Below are 19,388 nucleotides of genomic sequence, written 5' to 3'. Positions count from 1 at the left end.
GACAACCTAAAAATCAGAACCCTACACTGGCCTGCACATAGAACGTGCGCGGCTCACCCAGGTAGATGCCTGAGTTGTTGTCGCTGGACCGGGTGTAGTACTGCTTGTCGAAGATGTTTTTCACCCCCGCCCCCAGTTTCAGGTTCGACAGTTCCTTGCCGAAGTCATACCCACCCCGCGCGCTCCAGGTCACGTAACCCGGAATGTTGCCGTACTGGCCATCGGCGCTCGGCTCGGTGATGTAGTTACCGTTGAAGCTGCCGTCGGCGTTCATCCCGGTGCCCGGTGCGCGCTGTTTCGATTGGGCGAAGGCGTCCAGGTTCCAGGTCCAGCGGTCCACCTGGTAACGCAGCCCGGCATTGACCACCTGACGCGAGTAGAACGGCAGGTCACGGCCCTTGAAGCCGGGAATCTCGCCTTCGTAAGTGGCGCGGGTGTAGGTGAACCCGGCATTGGCGCTCAGGCCATCCAGGCGTGGATCGAGCCCGGACAGGTCGTAGTGCATCGACGCCTCGATCCCCTGGTGCTTGGTGGCGCCGAGGTTGGTCCAGCCGATGTCGTTGCTGATGTACTGCAGCTCGTCGTCGAAGTCGATGTAGAACGCCGTCAGCTCACCGCCCCAGTCGCCATTGTCATAGCGGGTGCCGATCTCGTAGGTCTTGGCCTTTTCCGCTTCCAGGCCGTTGGCGGTCTGGTCGCCGTTGCCGCCCTGACCGAGCTGGAAGTACTGCAGGCTGCCGAACGAGGTTTCGTAGTTGGCGAACAGCTTCCAGGCATCGGACAGGTGATACATCACGCTCAGCGCCGGCAACGGTTCGTTGCTGGTCACGCTGCGACTCTTGGCCTGCACCGGCACCCCGTTGGTGCCACGCACGGCGCGGTCGTTCCAGTCGGTATTGATGTGCTCGAAGCGCACGCCCGGAGTGATGGTCCAGTTGCCGATATCGATCTTGTCGTCGATGTAGTAAGCGCTGGCCTCGGTGCCGCCAGTGCGGTCCTGGAACACGTGGCCGTCGGAGGTCGGCGTCACGGTCGGGACGTTGTTGATCAGCGCCAGGCGGCTCGACTGCTCATGCATCGCCTCTTTCAGGTAGCGATAGCCGACGCTGACTTCCTGGGTGGCCGGGCCGCTGAAGAAGATCCGCGAAACCCGTGGCTCGATGGCGAAGGTGCGGTAGCTGCGCGGGTAGGAACTGAGGGTTTTCTGGTCGCGGGCGGCGATGGTGCTGCCGCGGAAGCTGTCGGTGTAGTAGGTCAGCACTTCGAACTGGGTGACGTCGTCGATCTGCCGCAGGTACTTGAGCGAGACGTCTTTGCGCCGGCCGCTGAAGTTGTCGTAGTCGCGGTCGGACTGGTACGGGTCGGCGTCGAACTGGGCCTGAGTCAGGCCGCCAGGCATGTCGGCCTTGCCGTCGTAGTAGTGGAAGTTCAGCGACAGTTCGTCCTGATCGGTCAGGGCCCAGTGGGTCTTGAGCAGCACGTCGTCGATATCGTTGGCGTTGTTGCTGCTGCGGTAGCCATTGCCGTTGACCCCGGAATACAGCAGCGCCGCGCCCAGGCCGTTGTCGGCGGTGCCGCCGATGAACGCCGACTCGATGTGCTTCCAGCCGCCATGGCGGGAGGTTTCCAGGGTGGTGCCGATTTCGCCGGTGGCCTTCTCGGGAATCGCGCGGGTCACGAAGTTGATCACCCCGCCGACGTTCTGCGGCCCGTAGCGCACGGAACCGGCGCCGCGCACCACGTCGATGCTGTCGAGGTTGCCGGAGGAAATCGGCGCCATCGACAGTTGCGGTTGGCCATAGGGCGCGAACGCCGCCGGAATGCCGTCGATCAGCACCGTGGAGCGTGGCGACAGGCGCGAGGTCAGGCCACGCACGCCGACGTTGAGCGACAGGTCGCTGCCGCCGGTGCCGTTGGAGTCCTGCACTTGTACGCCGGGGATGCCCTTGAGCACGTCACGCACGTTCATCGCGCCCTGCTCGACCATCGCTTCGCGGCGCACCACGGTGCGCGCGCCGGGATGGTTCTGCACCACGCTTTCCTGCGCATCGCCGAGCCAGTCGCCGACCATGCTGATGTCGGTGGGCGCCAGTTCCAGCGTGCCGTTGGCGGCCTGGCTGTCACCCTGTGCCGAATGCAGCACCACGGTGCCCTGGGACATCTCGTAGGTCAGCCCGCTGCCTTGCAGCAAAGCTTGCAACGCCTGCTCCGGCGACAGATTGCCGGACACCGCCGGCGCCTGCTTGCCAGCCACCAGCGCGGGGCTGAAGAACAACTGCAGCGACGTCTGCTGGCCCAACTGGTTCAGCGCCGTGGCCAGCGACTGAGCCTGGATCTGGATGCTGGTGGGCGTCGAATCGGCGTAGCTGTTGCCGATACCGGCACTGACCGCCAACGCCAGGGCCAGAGGCAACCAGCGCGAACGGCTGGCGGAGCGCGGAGAAAGCTTGTGGTTGTTCACGTCTTCGAGAAGTCCTGAGGGAGGATCGGGATCGACCGCCGTTGCGAATGGAAATGCTTGGCAGTTACAAGTCGGGCAGGAAGACGAACAACTCGGAAAATACCTGAATCTATTTTGAAATTATTTCGTGGGAGCCATCGGCATGGGCCACCACGGTGACCGGCAGGATGCTCGGCAAGGCCCGTAGCAGAGCATCGGTGTCGTCAATTCGGAAGGTGCTGCTCAGGCGCAGGGCGGCAACTTTCGGTGCCACTTTCAGGGGCTGCTCGCGATAGCGCGAGACTTCTTCGGCCACCTGCGCCAGCGAGGCATCGGTGAACACCAGCTTGCCGGACCGCCAGGCAGTGAGTGCCGCGGCATCCACCTTATAAGGCGCGGCCACCGCGCCAGCGGCATCGATATGCGCGCCGAGCCCGGCGCTGAGCAGCGCCTTCGACTCGCCCTGGCCCTGCACGCGCACCGAGCCCTGCGCCACCGCAACGCGGGTTTGCCCGGGATCGCGGCGCACATCGAAGCGGGTCCCGGTGACGGTGACCGTGCCATTGCCGGCATCGACCACGAAGGGGCGGCCGCTGTCGTGGGCGACGCTGAACATCACCTCGCCCTGCTCCAGGCGGATGTCGCGCTGTCCGGCGCTGAAGCGCACGTCCAGGCGGGTGCGACCGTTGATCTCCAGGTGCGAGCCGTCCGGCAGTTCTACCTGGCGGCGCTCACCGAGACCGGTCTGCAAGTGTTCGTGGTAGTTGAGAGTGTGCTGCTGCCAACCGAACCAGCCGAGGCCCACCGCCGCCGCCAGCACACTGGCGGCCAGCGCCTGCTGGACGAAACGCCGCCGCGGCAAGGTGCTGACCCGATCTTCGACACACAGCGCTTCGAGGCGCGCACGCGGCAACAGGTCAGCCGCCTGCCAGAGCTGGCCGAGCTGGTCATATTCGTCGCGATGAAGGGGGTCCTGCGCCAGCCAGGCGTCGAAACAGGCCTGCTGCTCAGGAGGCAGCGGCGCGTCCTGGACGCGGGCGAACCATTCGGCCGCCTGCTCGCGGGCGGCCTCTTGTGGGCTGTGGCCCTGATTCATGAATACATTCGCCTGACTCATCTCTTCGACACATCCAAGTGCTCGCGCAGATGGCGAAGCGTGCGGATCATATACTTTTCGACCATGTTCTTGGTCAATCCCATGCGCTCGGCGATCTCCGCCTGGGTCAGCCCTTCGAGCTTCTGCCAGACGAAGACCTTGCGGCAGTTCAGCGGCAACTCCGCCAGGGCCCGCTCGACGCTGTCGGCCAGTTGCAGCGCATTCATATACGCCTCCGGGTCGTCCGTCAGCGGCGGGGTCAGGTCCAGAGCCTGCTGTTCGAGGGATTGGCGGCGGTCCTCGCGACGGTAACCGTCCACCGCGATATTGCGCGCCGTCTGGTGCAGATAGGCGCGCGGCTGCGCCACTGCATCCTGTTCGCTTTCCAGCACCCGCACAAATGCATCGTGCGCGAGGTCCTCGGCTTGCTGGCGACTGCGCAACTTGCGCGTCCAGGTGCCGATCAGCTCGTGGTAGTGGTCGAGGAAGCCTTTGTGTCGAGACACGATAGGAAGGTCGTCGTCAGGCAGTTGGAAAGGTGCGCGAATAGTAATGTTTCTTATTAAGGCCGGCAAATCCTGTGTAAGGGCTTCCGACCAAGCGTTTTTGGTCAGTGATTCAGGAATTTTTTTTGTCGGAAATACCCACGGTTCAGGTGGCCATAAATATGAACAGTGCGGCGCTGAATAAACACGATCGAAGCGACACGACAAACGGTCTTTTTTTCATTTAAAGGTGATTTCGAAGCGAAACTCGCCGATCGAAACGCCAGATGACGAAGTTACCGAGAAGTCAGCAAATCGCCACCTATTCCACAATTTTTTACGCAAGGACGATCCAGCGGAACATCTGGCTGTCACCTGAGTCGGTTATGAAGGAAACAAGTCGATAACGAGCGGCTGATCAGTACGAAAACGCGACATTTTTTGTTGATCTTGAACCCCTCAAGTCCTAAAGTTCGCGCCGAACGTCCATGCTGGAAACGATCCATCCGGCTCAAGTACTGACGACGAGACAGCAAGGTCACCCGCAGCAGCTTTCAATCGCGCGGATGACCTTTTTGCTTTCGGCGACATGCCTTGGGAAGTAGGCGAACCAAAGTGGGGATACGGAGGGCGTTCAGTTTGCAGCCACTTATTTTTTCAGTTTGCCCATGGAGTCCCCAAGCATGTCGATCCAAGTCGAAGACTACTTCGCGCGCGAAACCTTCCAGAAAATGAAGGCATTCGCCGACAAGCAAGAAACCCCGTTCGTACTCATCGACACCCAGATGATCAGCCAGGCCTACGACGACCTGCGCGCGGGCTTCGAATTCGCCAAGGTCTACTACGCGGTCAAGGCCAACCCGGCGGTCGAAATCATCGACCTGCTGAAAGAGAAAGGTTCGAGCTTCGACATCGCCTCGATCTACGAACTGGACAAAGTGATGGACCGCGGCGTCAGCGCCGACCGTATCAGCTACGGCAACACCATCAAGAAATCCAAGGACATCCGCTACTTCTACGAGAAGGGCGTGCGTCTGTATGCCACCGACTCCGAAGCCGACCTGCGCAACATCGCCAAGGCCGCGCCGGGCTCGAAAGTCTACGTGCGTATCCTCACCGAAGGCTCCACCACCGCTGACTGGCCGCTGTCGCGCAAATTCGGCTGCCAGACCGACATGGCCATGGACCTTCTGATCCTCGCCCGTGACCTGGGCCTTGTGCCTTACGGCGTGTCGTTCCACGTCGGTTCGCAGCAGCGCGACATCAGCGTCTGGGACGCGGCGATCGCCAAGGTCAAAGTGATCTTCGAGCGTCTGAAAGAAGAAGACGGCATCGAACTGAAACTGATCAACATGGGTGGCGGCTTCCCGGCCAACTACATCACCCGGACCAACAGCCTGGAAACCTACGCCGAGGAAATCATCCGCTTCCTCAAGGAAGACTTCGGCGACGACCTGCCGGAAATCATTCTGGAGCCGGGCCGCTCGCTGATCGCCAACGCCGGCATCCTGGTCAGTGAAGTGGTGCTGGTTGCGCGTAAATCGCGTACCGCCGTCGAGCGTTGGGTTTACACCGACGTGGGCAAATTCTCCGGCCTGATCGAAACCATGGACGAGTCCATCAAGTTCCCGATCTGGACCGAGAAGAAAGGCGAGATGGAAGAAGTGGTCATCGCCGGCCCGACCTGCGACAGCGCCGACATCATGTACGAGCACTACAAGTACGGCCTGCCGCTGAACCTGGCGATCGGTGACCGTCTGTATTGGCTGTCGACCGGTGCCTACACCACCAGCTACAGCGCCGTCGAATTCAACGGCTTCCCGCCGCTGAAAGCGTTCTACCTGTAATGCAAAAAGGGGGCTGAGTGATCAGCCCCCTTTTTTATCTCAAAGCCCTTACACCAGCTCAGCCAAGCGCGCCTTGTAAGCCCCCGCCATCGCCCGAATCTCCGCCTGCGCCGCCTGCTCCAACGCCGGCCCCGCTACCCGCAGGAAATTGGCATTGCCGCCTTCCAGCGCCCGCTGCAACCAGCCCAGCGCTTCATCGAGCAAGCCCTGCCCGGCCAGGATCGCCGCATGGCTGAACTGCCCGCGAAAATCCCCGCCCTCGGCCGAGCGCCGATACCACTCCCGCGCCGCCGACAGGTCCGCCTGACAATGCAGGCCCTCCTCCAGGTAACGCCCCAACAGGTTCATCGACTTGGCATGCCCCAGGTCCGCCGCCCGGCGATAACAGGCCAGCGCCACGCCATGGTCCAGCGCCACACCGCGCCCGGTCGCAAGCAGGTTGGCCAGGTTGTAAAGCCCCCAGTCCAGCCCGCCATTGGCCGCCTCGCGGTAATGTCGCGCGGCTTGCGCCACGTCCACCTCACCACCCCAGCCGTGTTCCAGGCAGCGCCCGAGCATGTTGTGCGCCATCACACTGCCCTGCTGCGCGGCGATGCCGAACCAGCGCCGGGCCAGGACCGCGTCCTGCTCGATGCCGCGCCCGTCCAGCAGGATCTGCCCGAGCAACGCCTGGGCTTCGACCACGCCCTCTGCCGACGCCATCAACAAGGCCTGGGCCGCCTTGGCCGGGCTCTGTTCGAGCATCTGCCCGAACTCGTCAGTGCCGACCACTTCCTCACGGCGCAACTGGAACGCCATGTCAGACCTCGGCCCAGCGGCGCAACAGGTTGTGGTAGGTGCCGGTGAGCTGGATCAGCGACGGGTGATCAGGCACGTCGGCGGTGAGCTGCTGGATGGCGTTGTCCATCTCGAACAACAGGGTCCGCTGGCTGTCCTCGCGAACCATGCTCTGGGTCCAGAAGAACGCCGCGTAACGGGCGCCGCGGGTGACCGGGTTGACCTTGTGCAGGCTGGTGCCGGGATACAAGACCATGTCCCCGGCCGCCAGCTTGACCTGCTGCAGACCGTAAGTGTCCTGGATCTCCAACTCGCCGCCGTCGTAGTCCTCGGGGTCGCTGAAGAACAGCGTCGAGGACAGGTCCGTCCGCACCCGCTCGATGCTGCCGCGGGGCTGGCGCACCGCGTTATCAATGTGGAAACCGAAATTGCCGCCTTCGCGGTAGCAGTTGACCAGCGGCGGAAACACCTTGTGCGGCAATGCGGCCGACATGAAACGCGGGTTTTTCCACAGGCGCTCGATCATCGCGGCGCCGATTTCCTTGGCCAGTGGATGGGACTCGGGCAACTGCAAATTGTGCTTGGCCTTGGCCGACTGATAGCCAGCGGTGATCTTGCCATCCGCCCAATCGGTGCTCTCCAGCGCCTCGCGAATACGCACGACTTCCTCACGGTTGAACAAGCCGGGAATGTGTAAAAGCATGGCGGTTGGCACCTGAGCGGAAAAAGTTGTCAATGGTATTGATTCTTATCTATCCGCCACAAGCCTCATCCGAGGGGCGGACATTGATCCTTGGCAAAATTTCGTGAAAAAGGTGTAAAGAATGTAAATGCCAACGTTTCTCAATTGTGAGTAGCAATCACTTGCTCTTATATTCCGCCCCCTCGAAACCTTGGGAGGGGGTCCACCTGATGTCGCGTCAATTCGTACCAACCGCTGTCAGCTCACCGCGCTTGCTCGCATCCGCCATTGGTGTAGCCATCACCGCAACGTCCGCCGCACACATGGCGTACGCCGACGAGCCGGCCCCTGCCCGCAAGGAAGGTTCGATCGCCCTGGATGCCACCAGCATCAACGCCGAAGGCAACCAGGCCAGCACCGACTACAAGGTGGAGAAAGCTTCTTCGCCGAAATACACCGCGCCGCTGATCGACACCCCGCGCTCGGTGACGGTGATTCCGCAACAAGTCCTCAAGGACACCAACGCCCTGACCATGCAGGACGCCCTGCGCACCGTTCCGGGGATTACCTTCGGCGCCGGTGAAGGCGGCAACCCGCAAGGCGACCGTCCGTTCATCCGCGGCTTCGACTCGCAGAGCGACACCTACCTCGACGGCGTGCGCGACACCGGCGCGCAGACCCGCGAAATCTTCGCCGTGGAATCCATCGAAGTCAGCAAGGGCCCGAACTCCGCCGTTGGCGGTCGTGGCGCGGCGGGCGGCAGCATCAACCTGGTGAGCAAAAAAGCGCACCTGGGCAATTCCTTCGACGGCGGCTTCACCTGGGGCTCCGACCAGACCCAGCGCTACACCCTCGACGGCAACTATCAGTTCAGCGACACCGTTGCCGGCCGCCTGAACCTGATGAGCCACGAAAGCAACGTCGCCGGCCGCGACAAAGTCGATTTCGACCGCTGGGGCATCGCCCCGTCCCTGGCCTTCGGCCTGGGCACCGACACCCGCGTCAACCTCGATTACTACCACATGGAAAGCGACGACCTGCCGGACTCGGGCGTTCCTTACACCTACAGCGGTGCCAACCGGACGTCGGCCAACCCGGACAAACCCTACGCCGGTGGTGACGACAGCAACTTCTACGGCCTGACCGACCGCGATTTCCGCAAGACCCGCACCGACATCGCGACCATCGCCGTCGAGCACGACCTGACCGAAGCGCTGACCATCAAGAACACCCTGCGCCACGGCAACTCGATGCAGGACTACATCCTGACCCAGCCGGACGACAGCAAGGGCAACGTCAACACCGGCAGCGTCTGGCGTCGGCCCAACAGCCGCGTAGGCAACACCGCCACCACCACCAACCAGACCGACCTGTTCGGCGACTTCTACGTGGCCGGCTTCAAGAACAGCTTCTCCACCGGTATCGAACTGAGCCGCGAAGAAAGCGACCGCACCAGCTACACCGTCAACAGCGACACCACCCCGGCGTCGCCGGGGGCGTCCAGCACCAACTGCACCCCGGCGATGATCGTCTCCAGCGGCTACAACTGCACCTCGCTGAGCAACCCGAACCCGGATGATCCGTGGAACGGTTCGATCACCCGCAACTACGCCGGCACCGACACCGAGAGCAAGACCCGCGCGATCTACGTGTTCGACACCCTTGAGCTGAGCCCGCAATGGCTGCTCAACATGGGCCTGCGCTACGACCACTTCGAGACCGACTACCGCACCTACAGCGCCGCGGGCGCCACCACCGCCAAGGGCAGCGACACCAGCGAATTCTTCACCGGCCAACTGGGCCTGGTGTGGAAGCCGGCCGAGAACGGCAGCGTCTACGTGTCCTACGCCACCTCGGCCACTCCACCGGGTGCGCAACTCGGCGAAGGTATGGAAGGCAACCCACTGCCGGGTTCGACCGACCGTAGCGGCAACCTGCTGACCAGCGACCTCGAACCTGAAGAAACCACCAACTACGAAATCGGCACCAAGTGGGACTTCCTCGACAGCCGCCTGTCGCTGACCGGTGCGATCTTCCGCACCGAGAAAGACAACGCCCGCGTCCAGGTCAACACCACCGCCTACGAAAACGTCGGCACCACCCGCGTCGACGGTATCGAGTTGGGCGCCAGCGGCAAGCTCACCGATAAATGGCAGGTCTTCGCCGGCTACACCTACATGGAAGGTCGCCAGATCGACGGCGGTCCGCTGGGCAAGGCCAACGACGGCAACCAGTTGCCGAACCTGCCGAACAACGCGGCCAGCCTGTGGACCACCTACCAGGTGACCCCGAAGCTGACCATCGGTGGCGGCGCGTTCTACACCGACGACGTCTTCGGCAGCGTGGCCAACACCACCATGGTCGACAGCTACGTGCGCTACGACGCCATGGCCGCCTACAAGCTGACCAAGAACGTCGACCTGCAACTGAACGTGCAGAACCTGACCAACGAGGTCTACTACGACAAGGCGTTCTCCACGCACTTCGCCAACCAGGCCGCCGGGCGTACCGCCCTGCTGAGCACCAGCGTCCACTTCTAAGGTCGCGGGTTGGCAAAGCCCCGTTCATTTCGATGAACGGGGCTTTTGTGTATCAAGGCATAATGCGCGAGTAATTCGCATTCCCGGCAAGACAAGGTGGTTGATGTGCTGAAAAAGACGCTGTTCCAACTGCACTGGTTCTTCGGCATCACCGCCGGCCTGGTGCTCGCGCTGATGGGCATCACCGGCGCGACGTATTCGTTCCAGGATGAAATCCTCCGGGTAATCAACCCCCAGGTGCTCAAGGTGAAGGTCCGCGAAGAAGGCGTGCTGGCGCCGGCCGAGCTGGTTCGCCGGGTCGAAGCGACCGAGGGCAAAAAAGTCGCCATGCTCTGGGTCGAAACCCATAGCGATGCCGCCGCCCGGGTGTTCTTCACCCCGCCGCCGGGCGAGCGCCGTGGCCAGTTGCGCTACGTCGATCCCTACACCGGAGCGTTCCAGGGCGACGTGGTCGGCCAGGACTTCTTCAACCTGATGCTCAACCTGCACCGCTTCCTCGCCATCGGCGACACCGGCCGGCAGATCACCGGCGCCTGCACCCTGATGCTGGTGTTTTTCTGTCTGTCCGGGCTGTACCTGCGCTGGCCGCGCAAGGCGCTGAACTGGCGTGCGTGGCTGACGCTGGACTGGGCGAAGAAGGGTCGCGCGTTCAACTGGGACCTGCACGCGGTGGCCGGCACCTGGTGCCTGCTGTTCTATTTGCTGTTTGCCCTGACCGGACTGTTCTGGTCCTACGAGTGGTACCGCGAAGGCCTGAACAAACTGCTGGCGGACCCGCCACCGGCCGGTCAGGAACAGAAACGCGGAGAAGGCCGCGGCAACCGCGGCGGTCATGGCGGCCCGCAACAGCCTGATGCCAACGCCCCCGCGCTGGTGGTCGACTACGACGCCATCTGGGCCAGCCTGCAAAAAGCCGCCGGCCCCGGCCTTGCCGCGTATAACCTGCGCCTGCCGCCAGTTGGCGGCCAGCCGGCCACGCTGTTCTACCTGCTCGACGACGCCGCCCATGAGCGCGCCTTCAACACCCTGACCATCGACCCGGCCAGCGGCCAGGTTCGGCGCCAGGAGGTGTACACCGACAAATCGTTCAAGGCGCAACTGCTGACCAGCGTCTACGCCCTGCACGTCGGCAGCTACTTCGGCCTGACCGGGCGCATCCTGGCGATGATCGCCAGCCTGACCATGCCGCTGTTCTTCGTCACCGGCTGGCTGTTGTACCTCGACCGCCGGCGCAAGAAACGCCAGGTCCGCGCCGCACGTAGCGGCCTGACCCCGGGCGACGACCAGAAGAACGGCTGGCTGGTGGGCTTCGCCAGCCAGAGCGGCTTCGCCGAACAACTGGCCTGGCAGAGCGCCGGGCAACTGCAGGCTGCCGGCCTGCCGGTGCGGGTGCAGCCGCTGGCGAGCATCAGCGAAGACGACCTGCGCCAGGCTCAGCGTGCGCTGTTCGTGGTCAGCACCTTCGGTGACGGTGAAGCGCCAGACAGCGCCCGCGGTTTCGAACGCAAGGTGCTTGGCCAGCCGTGGTCCCTTGGTGGCCTGAATTACGCCCTGCTCGCCCTCGGCGATCGCCAGTACCCGCACTTCTGCGGCTTCGCCCGCCGCCTGAATGCCTGGCTGGACGAGCGTGGTGCCAAGGCCCGCTTCGCCCCGGTGGAAGTCGACAGCGCCGACCCACTGGCGCTGCAACATTGGCAGCAGCAACTCGCGCAGATGAGCGGCAGCAGTACTGTTCCGGTCTGGCAGGCGCCGGAGTTCGCGCCTTGGACCCTGACTCAGCGCACGCTGCTCAATCCCGGCAGCCAGGGCTTGCCGGTATTCCTGCTGGGCTTGAACCCACCGGCACCCGCGCAATGGGACGCTGGCGACCTGGTGGAAATTCTGCCGCGCCTCGCCCCTGCCGCCATCGAGCGCTTCCTGCAAGGGCTCGGCCTGGACGCCAACACGCCCGTGCAGATCGACGGTTTGCAAGAGCCGCTGTCCGTGGCCCTCGCCAGCCGGCAACTGCCGGTGAGCCGCGAGCATCTGGTGGGCTTGCACGCGCAGGCACTGGTGGATGCGCTGATCCCCATCGACGCACGGGAATATTCCATCGCCTCCATCGCCAGCGACGGCGTGCTGGAACTGATCGTGCGCCAGGAGCGCCACGCGGACGGCAGCCTCGGTCTGGGTTCTGGCTGGCTGACCGAGCATATGGCCCTGGGCGACAGCGTCAGCCTGCGCCTGCGCCGCAACAGCGGCTTCCACCTGCCGGGCGCCCCGGCGCCGATGATCCTGATCGGCAACGGCACCGGCCTGGCCGGTTTGCGCAGCCTGCTCAAGGCGCGCATCGCCAGCGGCGAGCAACGCAACTGGCTGCTGTTCGGCGAACGCAACCGGGCGCACGACTTCCATTGCCGTGAAGAACTGCAGGGTTGGGTGGAAAGCGGCGACCTGACGCGACTTGACCTGGCCTTCTCCCGGGATCAGGCGGAAAAGATCTATGTGCAGGACCTGTTACTGCAGAGCGGTGAAGAGCTGAAGCGCTGGCTGGATGACGGCGCAGCGATCTATATCTGCGGCAGCCTGCACGGCATGGCTGGCGGAGTGGATGCGGCGTTGAACGGGTTGCTGGGTGAGTCGGCGGTGGAAGAGCTGATCGAACTGGGGCGGTATCGCCGGGACGTTTATTGAGGATGATTCTGGGGCCGCTTTGCGGCCCCAGAATTTTCAATGAAGCTCGAAGGTATCGGCATCCAGATTCGCCGGGAATCGTGTGCGGTACGCCGCCAAATCAGCCGCGCTCAACACCGCCGTAAACACCCCGTCCGCCTCGCCAGCGCTGAGCAGGCTCTCGCCCTGGAAGTCCAGCACCTGGCTGTCGCCGGTATAAGCGAAGCCCTTGCCATCCGTCCCAACCCGATTCACCGCGGCCACATAGCACAGGTTCTCGATCCCCCGCGCCGGCAGCAACCGGTTCCAATGCAGGCGTCGCGCCGCCGGCCAATTGGCGGTGTACAGCAGCAGGTCCGTGTCCTGAGCATCGCGGCTCCACACCGGGAAGCGCAGGTCGTAACAGATCAGCGGACGCACCCGCCAGCCCTTGAGTTCGAACTGCACCTGACGCTCGCCGGGGGTGTAGTGCTTGTGCTCGCCAGCCATGCGGAACAGATGGCGCTTGTCGTAGTGCAGGATCTCGCCGTCCGGCCGCGCCCAGAGCAAGCGGTTGCGGTGGCTGCCGTCGGCGGCCTGGATGATCACGCTGCCAGTGATCACCGCATCGATACGTGCTGCCTGGGCCTTGAGCCACTTGTAGGTCGGGCCGTTTTCCGGCTCGGCCAGGCGCTCGGATTCCATGGAGAAGCCGGTGGTGAACATTTCCGGCAGGATCACCAGATCAGCGCCACGGGCCTGATCCAGCAGGGTTTCGAAATGGGCGTAGTTTCCCTGGCGGTCCTGCCACAGCAGGCTGGTCTGGATCAGGGCAACGGTCAGGTTGGGCAGGCTGCTCAGATCGCGCATAGTTTTTCCGCTGCCTCGCGCAGCGTCTCCTCGCGTTTGGCGAAACACAGGCGCACAAGGCGCTGCTGCGCGATGGGCTGCTGGTAGAACACCGACACCGGAATGGTCGCCACACCGTGTTCACGGGTCAGCCACAGGGCCATGTCGACATCGTTGAGGTCGGGGCGAATCTGCGAGTAATCGACCAACTGGAAGTAGGTGCCCGCAGCACGTCGGAAGCTGAACCGCGACGGCGTCAGCAGGTCGCAGAACAGGTCGCGCTTGGCCTGGTAGAAGGCCGGCAGCTCGTCTACATGCTCCGGGTGCTCGGCCATGAAATCCGCCAGCGCCCACTGCAGCGGGGTCACGCCACAGAAATTGACGTACTGATGGACCTTGCGCAGTTCCGCGCTCAAGGCGGGAGGAGAGACCACATAGCCGGTCTTCCAGCCAGTAACGTGGTAGGTCTTGCCGAACGAACTGACCACGAACGCGCGCTGATACAGCGCTTCATGGGCCAGCACGCTGGCGTGGGCGACACCGTCGAACACCAGATGCTCGTACACCTCGTCGCTGATCAGGTAGATGTCGCGGTCAGCGATCAACGCCGCCAACTGGTCCAGGTCCGCCCGGGTAATCAGCGCGCCACTGGGGTTGTGCGGCGAGTTGATGATGACCATGCGCGTGCGCGGGCTCAGGGCATCGCTGAATTTCTGCCAGTCGATGGAGAAGTCCGTGGCGTCCAGTTGCACATGCACGCAGCGACCGCCGGCCAGTTCGACGGCGGGCTCGTAGCTGTCGTAGCTCGGGTCGAAGACGATGACTTCATCACCGGCGCGGATCACCGCATGAATGGCGCAGAAGATCCCTTCCGTGGCACCCGGAACGATGGTGATCTCGTGGTCGGCATCGACGTTGACGCCGTAGTGCCGTGCAACCTTGGCCGCCACCTGCTGGCGCAACGCGGGCAGGCCGGTCATCGGCGAATACTGGTTGTGTCCGGCACTGACATGCCGCCCGACGGCGTCGAGCAAGGCCTGCGGGCCATTGAAATCGGGGAAACCCTGGGACAGGTTCAACGCGCCGGTCTGCACGGCGAGCTGGGACATGGTGGTGAAGATGGTCGTGCCGACATTCGGCAGCTTGCTGCTGATCATGGAGCCCTCTTTCCTGCGGACCCGCCCCCGGGAGGCGCGGACAGGCCCCGAGCATAGCGGATTGGATGGTCAGGAAAAAGGTTGAAACAAACTCCCGGCGCGAGGCGCTGATCCGGGTCAAAAACGCGTGCGGCGCGCCGCGGGCGAATAGCCCTCGGTGCGCCGCAGCGGTTTTACTTGCGCTTGTCCTTGCGCTTCTTCTCGGCTTTCTTGTGGTGCGTCATCAGCCGGCGCTTCTTGTTGACCTGGCGGTCGGTGAGGGTGTTCTTGTTGCCCTCATAAGGGTTGTCGCTGCCCTTGTACTCGATGCGAATCGGCGTACCGACCAGCTTCAGCACGCGGCGATAGGTGTTTTCCAGGTAACGCGAGTACGAACGCGGGACCTTCTCCACCTGGTTGCCGTGGATCACGATGATCGGCGGGTTGGCGCCACCCAGGTGGGCATAACGCAGCTTGATCCGGCGGCTGTTGACCATCGGCGGCTGGTGCTCGCTGACCGCGTCTTCGAGGATCTGGGTCAGGCGGCTGGTCGGCCAGCGGGTGACCGCCGACTTGAACGAGTTCTGCACCGACTGGTACAGGTTGCCGACGCCAGTGCCATGCAGTGCCGAGATGAAGTGAATGTCGGCGAAGTCGACGAAGAACAGCCGGCGCTCCAGCTCGGTTTTCACGTAGTCGCGCTCGCCCGGCTGCATGCCATCCCACTTGTTCAGGGCGATGACGATGGCGCGGCCGGCTTCCAGGGCGAAGCCCAGCAGGTTCAGGTCATGGTCCACCACGCCTTCGCGGGCATCCATGACGAAGATCACCACGTTGGCGTCCTTGATCGCCTGCAGGGTCTTCACCACCGAGAACTTTTCAACTTCCTCGTGGATCTTGCCGCGCTTGCGCACACCGGCCGTGTCGATCAGGGTGTACTTCTCTTCGTTGCGCTCGAAGGGAATGTAGATACTGTCGCGGGTCGTGCCCGGCTCGTCGTAGACCACCACGCGCTCTTCGCCGAGCATGCGGTTGACCAGGGTCGACTTGCCGACGTTGGGACGACCGATGATGGCGATCTTGATGCCATCTTTCTCGCTCGGGCCGGGAATCCGTACGGCTTCCTGGCCTTCGGCGACGTCTTCAGCCAGTGCGTCTTCTTCTTCCTCGCGCGGCGTATCGCCCAGCACGAGTTCCATCAACGTATTGATGCCACGGCCCTGGGAGCCGGCGACCGGAATCGCGTTGCCCATGCCCATCGGCGCGAACTCGGCGACGGCGGTGTCAGGATCGATGTGGTCGATCTTGTTGGCCACCAGGTACGAGCGCTTGTTCCGCTTGCGCAGGTGCTCGGCGATCATCTGGTCGGCGGCGGTCATGCCGGCGCGGGCGTCGACCAGGAACAGCACGTGATCGGCTTCTTCGATGGCCATCAGCGATTGCTCGGCCATCTTTTCGTCCATGCCTGCTTCGTCGCCGGTAATACCACCGGTGTCGATCAGGATGTAGCTGCGTCCCTGCCAGCGCGCTTCGCCGTACTGGCGGTCGCGGGTCAGACCCGAGAGGTCGCCGACGATGGCGTCGCGGGTCTTGGTCAGGCGGTTGAACATGGTGGATTTGCCGACGTTCGGCCGACCTACCAGGGCGATTACGGGAACCATGCGGCTCTCCATTTGCGTAAATTCAAAAAATACAAAGGCCGCTGCGAGGCAGCGGCCGGAGTTTCGGGCAACGTCTCGCGACGTCGCGGCCCGGGGCACTCAGGCCCCAAGCATAGACTCAGCGTATGCTCAGCGCCTCAAGGGTGCCGCTGTTGCCATACACATAAATCGTGTCGCCCACCACCAGCGGACGTGCGCGCAGGCCGTCGCTGTCGATGCGCTCACGGCCGACGAAACGGCCGTCCACCTGGCTCAGCAGGTGCAGGTAACCTTCCAGGTCACCGACTGCCACGTAGCTGGAGAACACTTCCGGCGCCGACAGCTGGCGACGAGCCAGTTGGTCGTTGCTCCACAAGGCCGACGAAGAACGCTCGTCGATACCTTCGACAGTGCCCGACGCTTCGCTCACGTAAACGTTGCCGAAGCCCTGAGCCACACCGGTGTAGCTGGAAGCATCACGCTGCCAGAGCACACGGCCGGACTCCAGGTCCAGGCCCGCGACGCGGCCCTGATAGCTGGCGACGTACAGGGTGCCACCCGACAGCAGCAGGCCGCCGTCGATGTCCACCACGCGCTCCAGTTCCGACCGACCTTGCGGAACGGCGACCCGTTGTTCCCACACCGGCACGCCGTTGCGGGTATCCAGGGCAACAACCTTGCCACTGGACAGGCCGGCGACTGCCAGGCTGTTGGTAACGATCGGAGCACCGGTACCGCGCAGGGTCAGCACCGCTGGAGTACTTTCGTAGATCCAGCGACGATCACCCGTGTTGGCATCAAGGCCGATCACGCGGTCGTCCTGAGTCTGGACGACAACGATGTCACCGTTGTTCGCAGGCGGAGCCAGCACTTCGCTGGTCACCCGGGAACGCCACTTCTCTTCGCCGGTGCTGGAGTCCAGGGCAATCACTTCACCCTTGAGGGTACCGAGCGTGACCAGGCCATAACCAACGCCGACAGCGCCGGAGACCGGCAGGTCGAGGTCTTTCTTCCAGACCACGTCGCCGTTCAGACGGTCCAGGGCCATCACCACACCGGTGACGTCCGAGGCGTAGATGCGGTCATTCTCGATCGCCGGCACCAGCATGTTGAAGCTGTCGCCCTGGCCATCGCCGATCGAACGGCTCCACTGCTTCTTGAGTACCACCTCTTCGGTGAACTTGGTCAGTTCGGCCGGAGGCAATTCCTTCTTGCTGTTGCTGCTGCAACCCGCGGCCAGAATGGCCAGGCTCAGCACTGCTGCATGTTTCCAACCAATCACGTCAGGCATCCCCTTTGGCCAGGTCGTCGAGCTTGAGTTGCAGACCACCTACCGCATCGTCGTCAGACAGTGCGGCCTTGGCCTTTTCGTATGCAGCATGTGCGTCATCGCTACGGCCCAGTTGCACCAGCAGGTCGCCCTTGAGCTCTTCGCGGGTGGCAACGAACGCCTTGTCGGTGTCGCCGTCGAGCAGTTTCAGTGCCTCATCGGCCTTGTTCTGTGCAGCCAGCACGCGGGCCAGACGCTGACGGGCGATTTCACCCAGGGTCGCGTCGGCAGGCTTGTCGGTAACGCTTTTCAGCTCGGCGGCGGCGTCGTCCAGCTTGCCGCTTTCCACCGCAACCTTGGCGACGAACAGGCTGGCGTACTGGGCGTAGGCCGAACCCGGGAACTCGTTTTTGAGTTTCCCGGAAAGCTCCGCGACCTTGGCCTTGTCCGGCTCACCGGTCGGCGTCAGCGTGGTTTCCAGCAGGGCCTGATAGAGGTTCGAGGCGCCTTGCGACTGGTTGTTCTGGTACTTGTGCCAGGCTTGCCAGCCGAACACCACAACCAGTGCGAGCAGACCGCCAGTTACCAGTGGCTTGCCGTTGCGCTCCCACCAGTCCTTGAATGCGGCCAGTTGTTCATCATCGGTACTCGACACCCCAATACTCCTTTTCACCAAATCCGCTGATGGGCGCTTCACGCCTGCGCGAGGGAAGCTTCCAGGTGCTCAGCCAGAGCATCCCAGGCAATGTTTTGTTGTTCGCCCTGACCACGCAGGGGTTTGAAACCTACCACTTGTTGGGCCAGTTCGTCGTCCCCGAGGATCAGCGCATACAGCGCCGCGCTCTTGTCGGCCTTCTTGAACTGGCTCTTGAAGCTGCCGCCACCAGCGTTGACCTGCAGGCGCAGATTCGGCAGACGGTCACGCAGACGCTCGCTCAGTTGCAGGCCAGCCAGTTCGGCTTGCTCGCCGAAGGCGCAGAGGTAGACGTCGACCTGACGGGAAATCGACTCAGGCACCAGCTCCAGGGTTTCCAGCAGCAGGATCAGACGCTCGATGCCCATGGCGAAACCGACGCCCGGGGTCGGCTTGCCGCCCATCTGCTCGACCAGACCGTCGTAACGGCCGCCGGCACAGACGGTGCCCTGGGAACCGAGCTTGTCGGTGACCCACTCGAACACGGTCTTGCTGTAGTAGTCGAGACCACGCACCAGCTTGGTGTTGATCACGTAAGGAATGCCGGCGGCATCCAGGCGCGACTTCAGGCCTTCGAAGTGAATCCGCGACTCTTCGTCCAGATACTCTTCCAGCTTCGGTGCGCCGACCAGGGCCGCCTGGGTATTGGCGTCCTTGCTGTCGAGAATGCGCAGCGGGTTGGTCTTCAGGCGGCGCTGGCTGTCTTCGTCCAGTTGCTCGAGGCGGGCGGACAGGAATTCCACCAGCGCATCACGGTAGCGGGCACGCGCTTCGCTGGTGCCCAGGCTGTTGAGCTCCAGTTTCACCGCATCGCGCAGGCCCAGCAGGCCCCACAGGCGCCAGGTCAGGACAATCAGCTCGGCGTCGATGTCCGGGCCGTCGAGGTTGAAGACCTCGATACCGATCTGGTTGAACTGGCGATAACGGCCTTTCTGCGGACGCTCGTGACGGAACATCTGGCCGATGTACCAGAGTTTCTGCACCTGGCCGCCGCCGCTGATGCCGTGCTCCAGCACCGCACGCACGCAGGACGCGGTGCCTTCGGGGCGCAGGGTCAGGGAGTCACCGTTGCGGTCGTTGAAGGTGTACATCTCTTTTTCGACGATGTCGGTCACTTCACCGATGGAGCGCTTGAACAGCTCGGTGAACTCGACGATCGGCATGCGGATCTGGCGATAGCCGTAGGTATCCAGCAGACCTGCAACGGTGCTCTCGAAGTAGCGCCACAGCGGCGTCTGCTCGGGCAGGATGTCGTTCATGCCACGGATGGCTTGCAGCGATTTGCTCACGGAAAATCCTTA

The 19,388-nt window shown here is 63.2% G+C and carries 14 protein-coding genes; 3 read left to right on the top strand and 11 right to left on the bottom strand.

Annotated elements, in window-relative coordinates:
- Nucleotides 1-13: 13 nt before the first annotated feature.
- The 3 genes from CKW37_RS29100 to CKW37_RS29090 form a co-directional block, all read right to left on the bottom strand.
- On the bottom strand, nucleotides 14-2,461 hold the full coding sequence (locus CKW37_RS29100; RefSeq protein WP_095159560.1) for a TonB-dependent receptor: 2,448 nt from the start codon (nucleotides 2,459-2,461) through the stop codon (nucleotides 14-16).
- Nucleotides 2,462-2,570: 109 nt separating this feature from the next.
- Nucleotides 2,571-3,557 carry a FecR domain-containing protein gene (locus tag CKW37_RS29095; protein ID WP_371864347.1) on the bottom strand — a complete coding sequence of 329 codons (987 nt, stop codon included), beginning with the start codon at nucleotides 3,555-3,557 and terminating at the stop codon, nucleotides 2,571-2,573.
- The gene (locus tag CKW37_RS29090) at nucleotides 3,554-4,042 is read right to left on the bottom strand and encodes a sigma-70 family RNA polymerase sigma factor (RefSeq protein ID WP_095159558.1); all 489 of its coding nucleotides are present in this window, start codon (nucleotides 4,040-4,042) and stop codon (nucleotides 3,554-3,556) included. The genes CKW37_RS29095 and CKW37_RS29090 overlap by 4 nt, the downstream gene beginning before the upstream one ends.
- Before the next feature lie 662 nt (nucleotides 4,043-4,704).
- Here CKW37_RS29090 and CKW37_RS29085 point away from each other — a divergent pair.
- Nucleotides 4,705-5,868 carry a type III PLP-dependent enzyme gene (locus tag CKW37_RS29085; RefSeq protein ID WP_095159557.1) on the top strand — a complete coding sequence of 388 codons (1,164 nt, stop codon included), beginning with the start codon at nucleotides 4,705-4,707 and terminating at the stop codon, nucleotides 5,866-5,868.
- Between the two features lie 48 nt (nucleotides 5,869-5,916).
- Here the strand turns inward: CKW37_RS29085 and CKW37_RS29080 are convergent, their stop codons facing one another.
- Together CKW37_RS29080 and CKW37_RS29075 are read right to left on the bottom strand one after the other, a co-directional pair.
- Nucleotides 5,917-6,666 carry a tetratricopeptide repeat protein gene (locus tag CKW37_RS29080; RefSeq protein ID WP_095159556.1) on the bottom strand — a complete coding sequence of 250 codons (750 nt, stop codon included), beginning with the start codon at nucleotides 6,664-6,666 and terminating at the stop codon, nucleotides 5,917-5,919.
- Between the two features lies 1 nt (nucleotide 6,667).
- A complete protein-coding gene (locus CKW37_RS29075; RefSeq protein ID WP_095159555.1) occupies nucleotides 6,668-7,348 on the bottom strand; it encodes a Fe2+-dependent dioxygenase in 681 nt (226 codons plus the stop codon).
- Between the two features lie 209 nt (nucleotides 7,349-7,557).
- On the opposite strand from CKW37_RS29075, the gene CKW37_RS29070 reads away from it, so the two are divergent.
- Nucleotides 7,558-9,867 (top strand): TonB-dependent siderophore receptor, encoded by a 2,310-nt coding sequence (locus tag CKW37_RS29070; RefSeq protein ID WP_095159554.1) that lies wholly within the window; start codon nucleotides 7,558-7,560, stop codon nucleotides 9,865-9,867.
- Nucleotides 9,868-9,972: 105 nt separating this feature from the next.
- Nucleotides 9,973-12,540, top strand: coding sequence for a sulfite reductase flavoprotein subunit alpha (locus tag CKW37_RS29065; RefSeq protein ID WP_095159553.1), 2,568 nt, complete (start codon nucleotides 9,973-9,975; stop codon nucleotides 12,538-12,540).
- A 36-nt stretch (nucleotides 12,541-12,576) separates the two neighbouring features.
- On the opposite strand, the gene CKW37_RS29060 is transcribed toward CKW37_RS29065, so the two are convergent.
- The 6 genes from CKW37_RS29060 to hisS all read right to left on the bottom strand — a co-directional run bounded on the left by CKW37_RS29060 (nucleotide 12,577) and on the right by hisS (nucleotide 19,376).
- Nucleotides 12,577-13,368, bottom strand: coding sequence for an amidohydrolase (locus CKW37_RS29060; protein ID WP_095159552.1), 792 nt, complete (start codon nucleotides 13,366-13,368; stop codon nucleotides 12,577-12,579).
- Nucleotides 13,356-14,504 (bottom strand): pyridoxal phosphate-dependent aminotransferase, encoded by a 1,149-nt coding sequence (locus CKW37_RS29055; RefSeq protein WP_095159551.1) that lies wholly within the window; start codon nucleotides 14,502-14,504, stop codon nucleotides 13,356-13,358. The genes CKW37_RS29060 and CKW37_RS29055 overlap by 13 nt, the downstream gene beginning before the upstream one ends.
- Nucleotides 14,505-14,677: 173 nt before the next feature.
- Entirely contained in the window at nucleotides 14,678-16,144 is a 1,467-nt protein-coding gene (gene der, locus CKW37_RS29050; protein ID WP_095159550.1) for a ribosome biogenesis GTPase Der, read from the bottom strand.
- 118 nt (nucleotides 16,145-16,262) lie between these two features.
- Nucleotides 16,263-17,414, bottom strand: a complete 1,152-nt coding sequence (bamB, locus tag CKW37_RS29045; RefSeq protein WP_095159549.1) for an outer membrane protein assembly factor BamB — start codon at nucleotides 17,412-17,414, stop codon at nucleotides 16,263-16,265.
- Nucleotides 17,407-18,048: a YfgM family protein gene (locus CKW37_RS29040; RefSeq protein WP_095159548.1), complete on the bottom strand. Its 642-nt coding sequence runs from the start codon at nucleotides 18,046-18,048 to the stop codon at nucleotides 17,407-17,409. Before CKW37_RS29040 ends, bamB begins: the two co-directional genes overlap by 8 nt.
- 38 nt (nucleotides 18,049-18,086) lie before the next feature.
- Nucleotides 18,087-19,376, bottom strand: coding sequence for a histidine--tRNA ligase (gene hisS, locus CKW37_RS29035; RefSeq protein WP_095159547.1), 1,290 nt, complete (start codon nucleotides 19,374-19,376; stop codon nucleotides 18,087-18,089).
- Between the last annotated feature and the right edge of the window lie 12 nt (nucleotides 19,377-19,388).

It is taken from the genome of Pseudomonas sp. Irchel 3E13 (assembly GCF_900187455.1).
Classification (GTDB): Bacteria; Pseudomonadota; Gammaproteobacteria; order Pseudomonadales; family Pseudomonadaceae; genus Aquipseudomonas.
The sequence above is the reverse complement of the archived record's forward strand: the minus strand, read 5'-3'. Positions and strand labels throughout refer to the sequence as shown.

Bases quoted from the DNA above. Each gene is read 5' to 3' on its own strand.
- CKW37_RS29095 (WP_371864347.1), bottom strand. From the start codon at position 3,557: ATGAGTCAGGCGAATGTATTCATGAATCAGGGCCACAGCCCACAAGAG.
- CKW37_RS29085 (WP_095159557.1), top strand. From the start codon at position 4,705: ATGTCGATCCAAGTCGAAGACTACTTCGCGCGCGAAACCTTCCAGAAA.
- CKW37_RS29080 (WP_095159556.1), bottom strand. From the start codon at position 6,666: ATGGCGTTCCAGTTGCGCCGTGAGGAAGTGGTCGGCACTGACGAGTTC.
- CKW37_RS29075 (WP_095159555.1), bottom strand. From the start codon at position 7,348: ATGCTTTTACACATTCCCGGCTTGTTCAACCGTGAGGAAGTCGTGCGT.
- CKW37_RS29070 (WP_095159554.1), top strand. From the start codon at position 7,558: ATGTCGCGTCAATTCGTACCAACCGCTGTCAGCTCACCGCGCTTGCTC.
- CKW37_RS29060 (WP_095159552.1), bottom strand. From the start codon at position 13,368: ATGCGCGATCTGAGCAGCCTGCCCAACCTGACCGTTGCCCTGATCCAG.
- CKW37_RS29055 (WP_095159551.1), bottom strand. From the start codon at position 14,504: ATGATCAGCAGCAAGCTGCCGAATGTCGGCACGACCATCTTCACCACC.
- der (WP_095159550.1), bottom strand. From the start codon at position 16,144: ATGGTTCCCGTAATCGCCCTGGTAGGTCGGCCGAACGTCGGCAAATCC.
- bamB (WP_095159549.1), bottom strand. From the start codon at position 17,414: ATGCCTGACGTGATTGGTTGGAAACATGCAGCAGTGCTGAGCCTGGCC.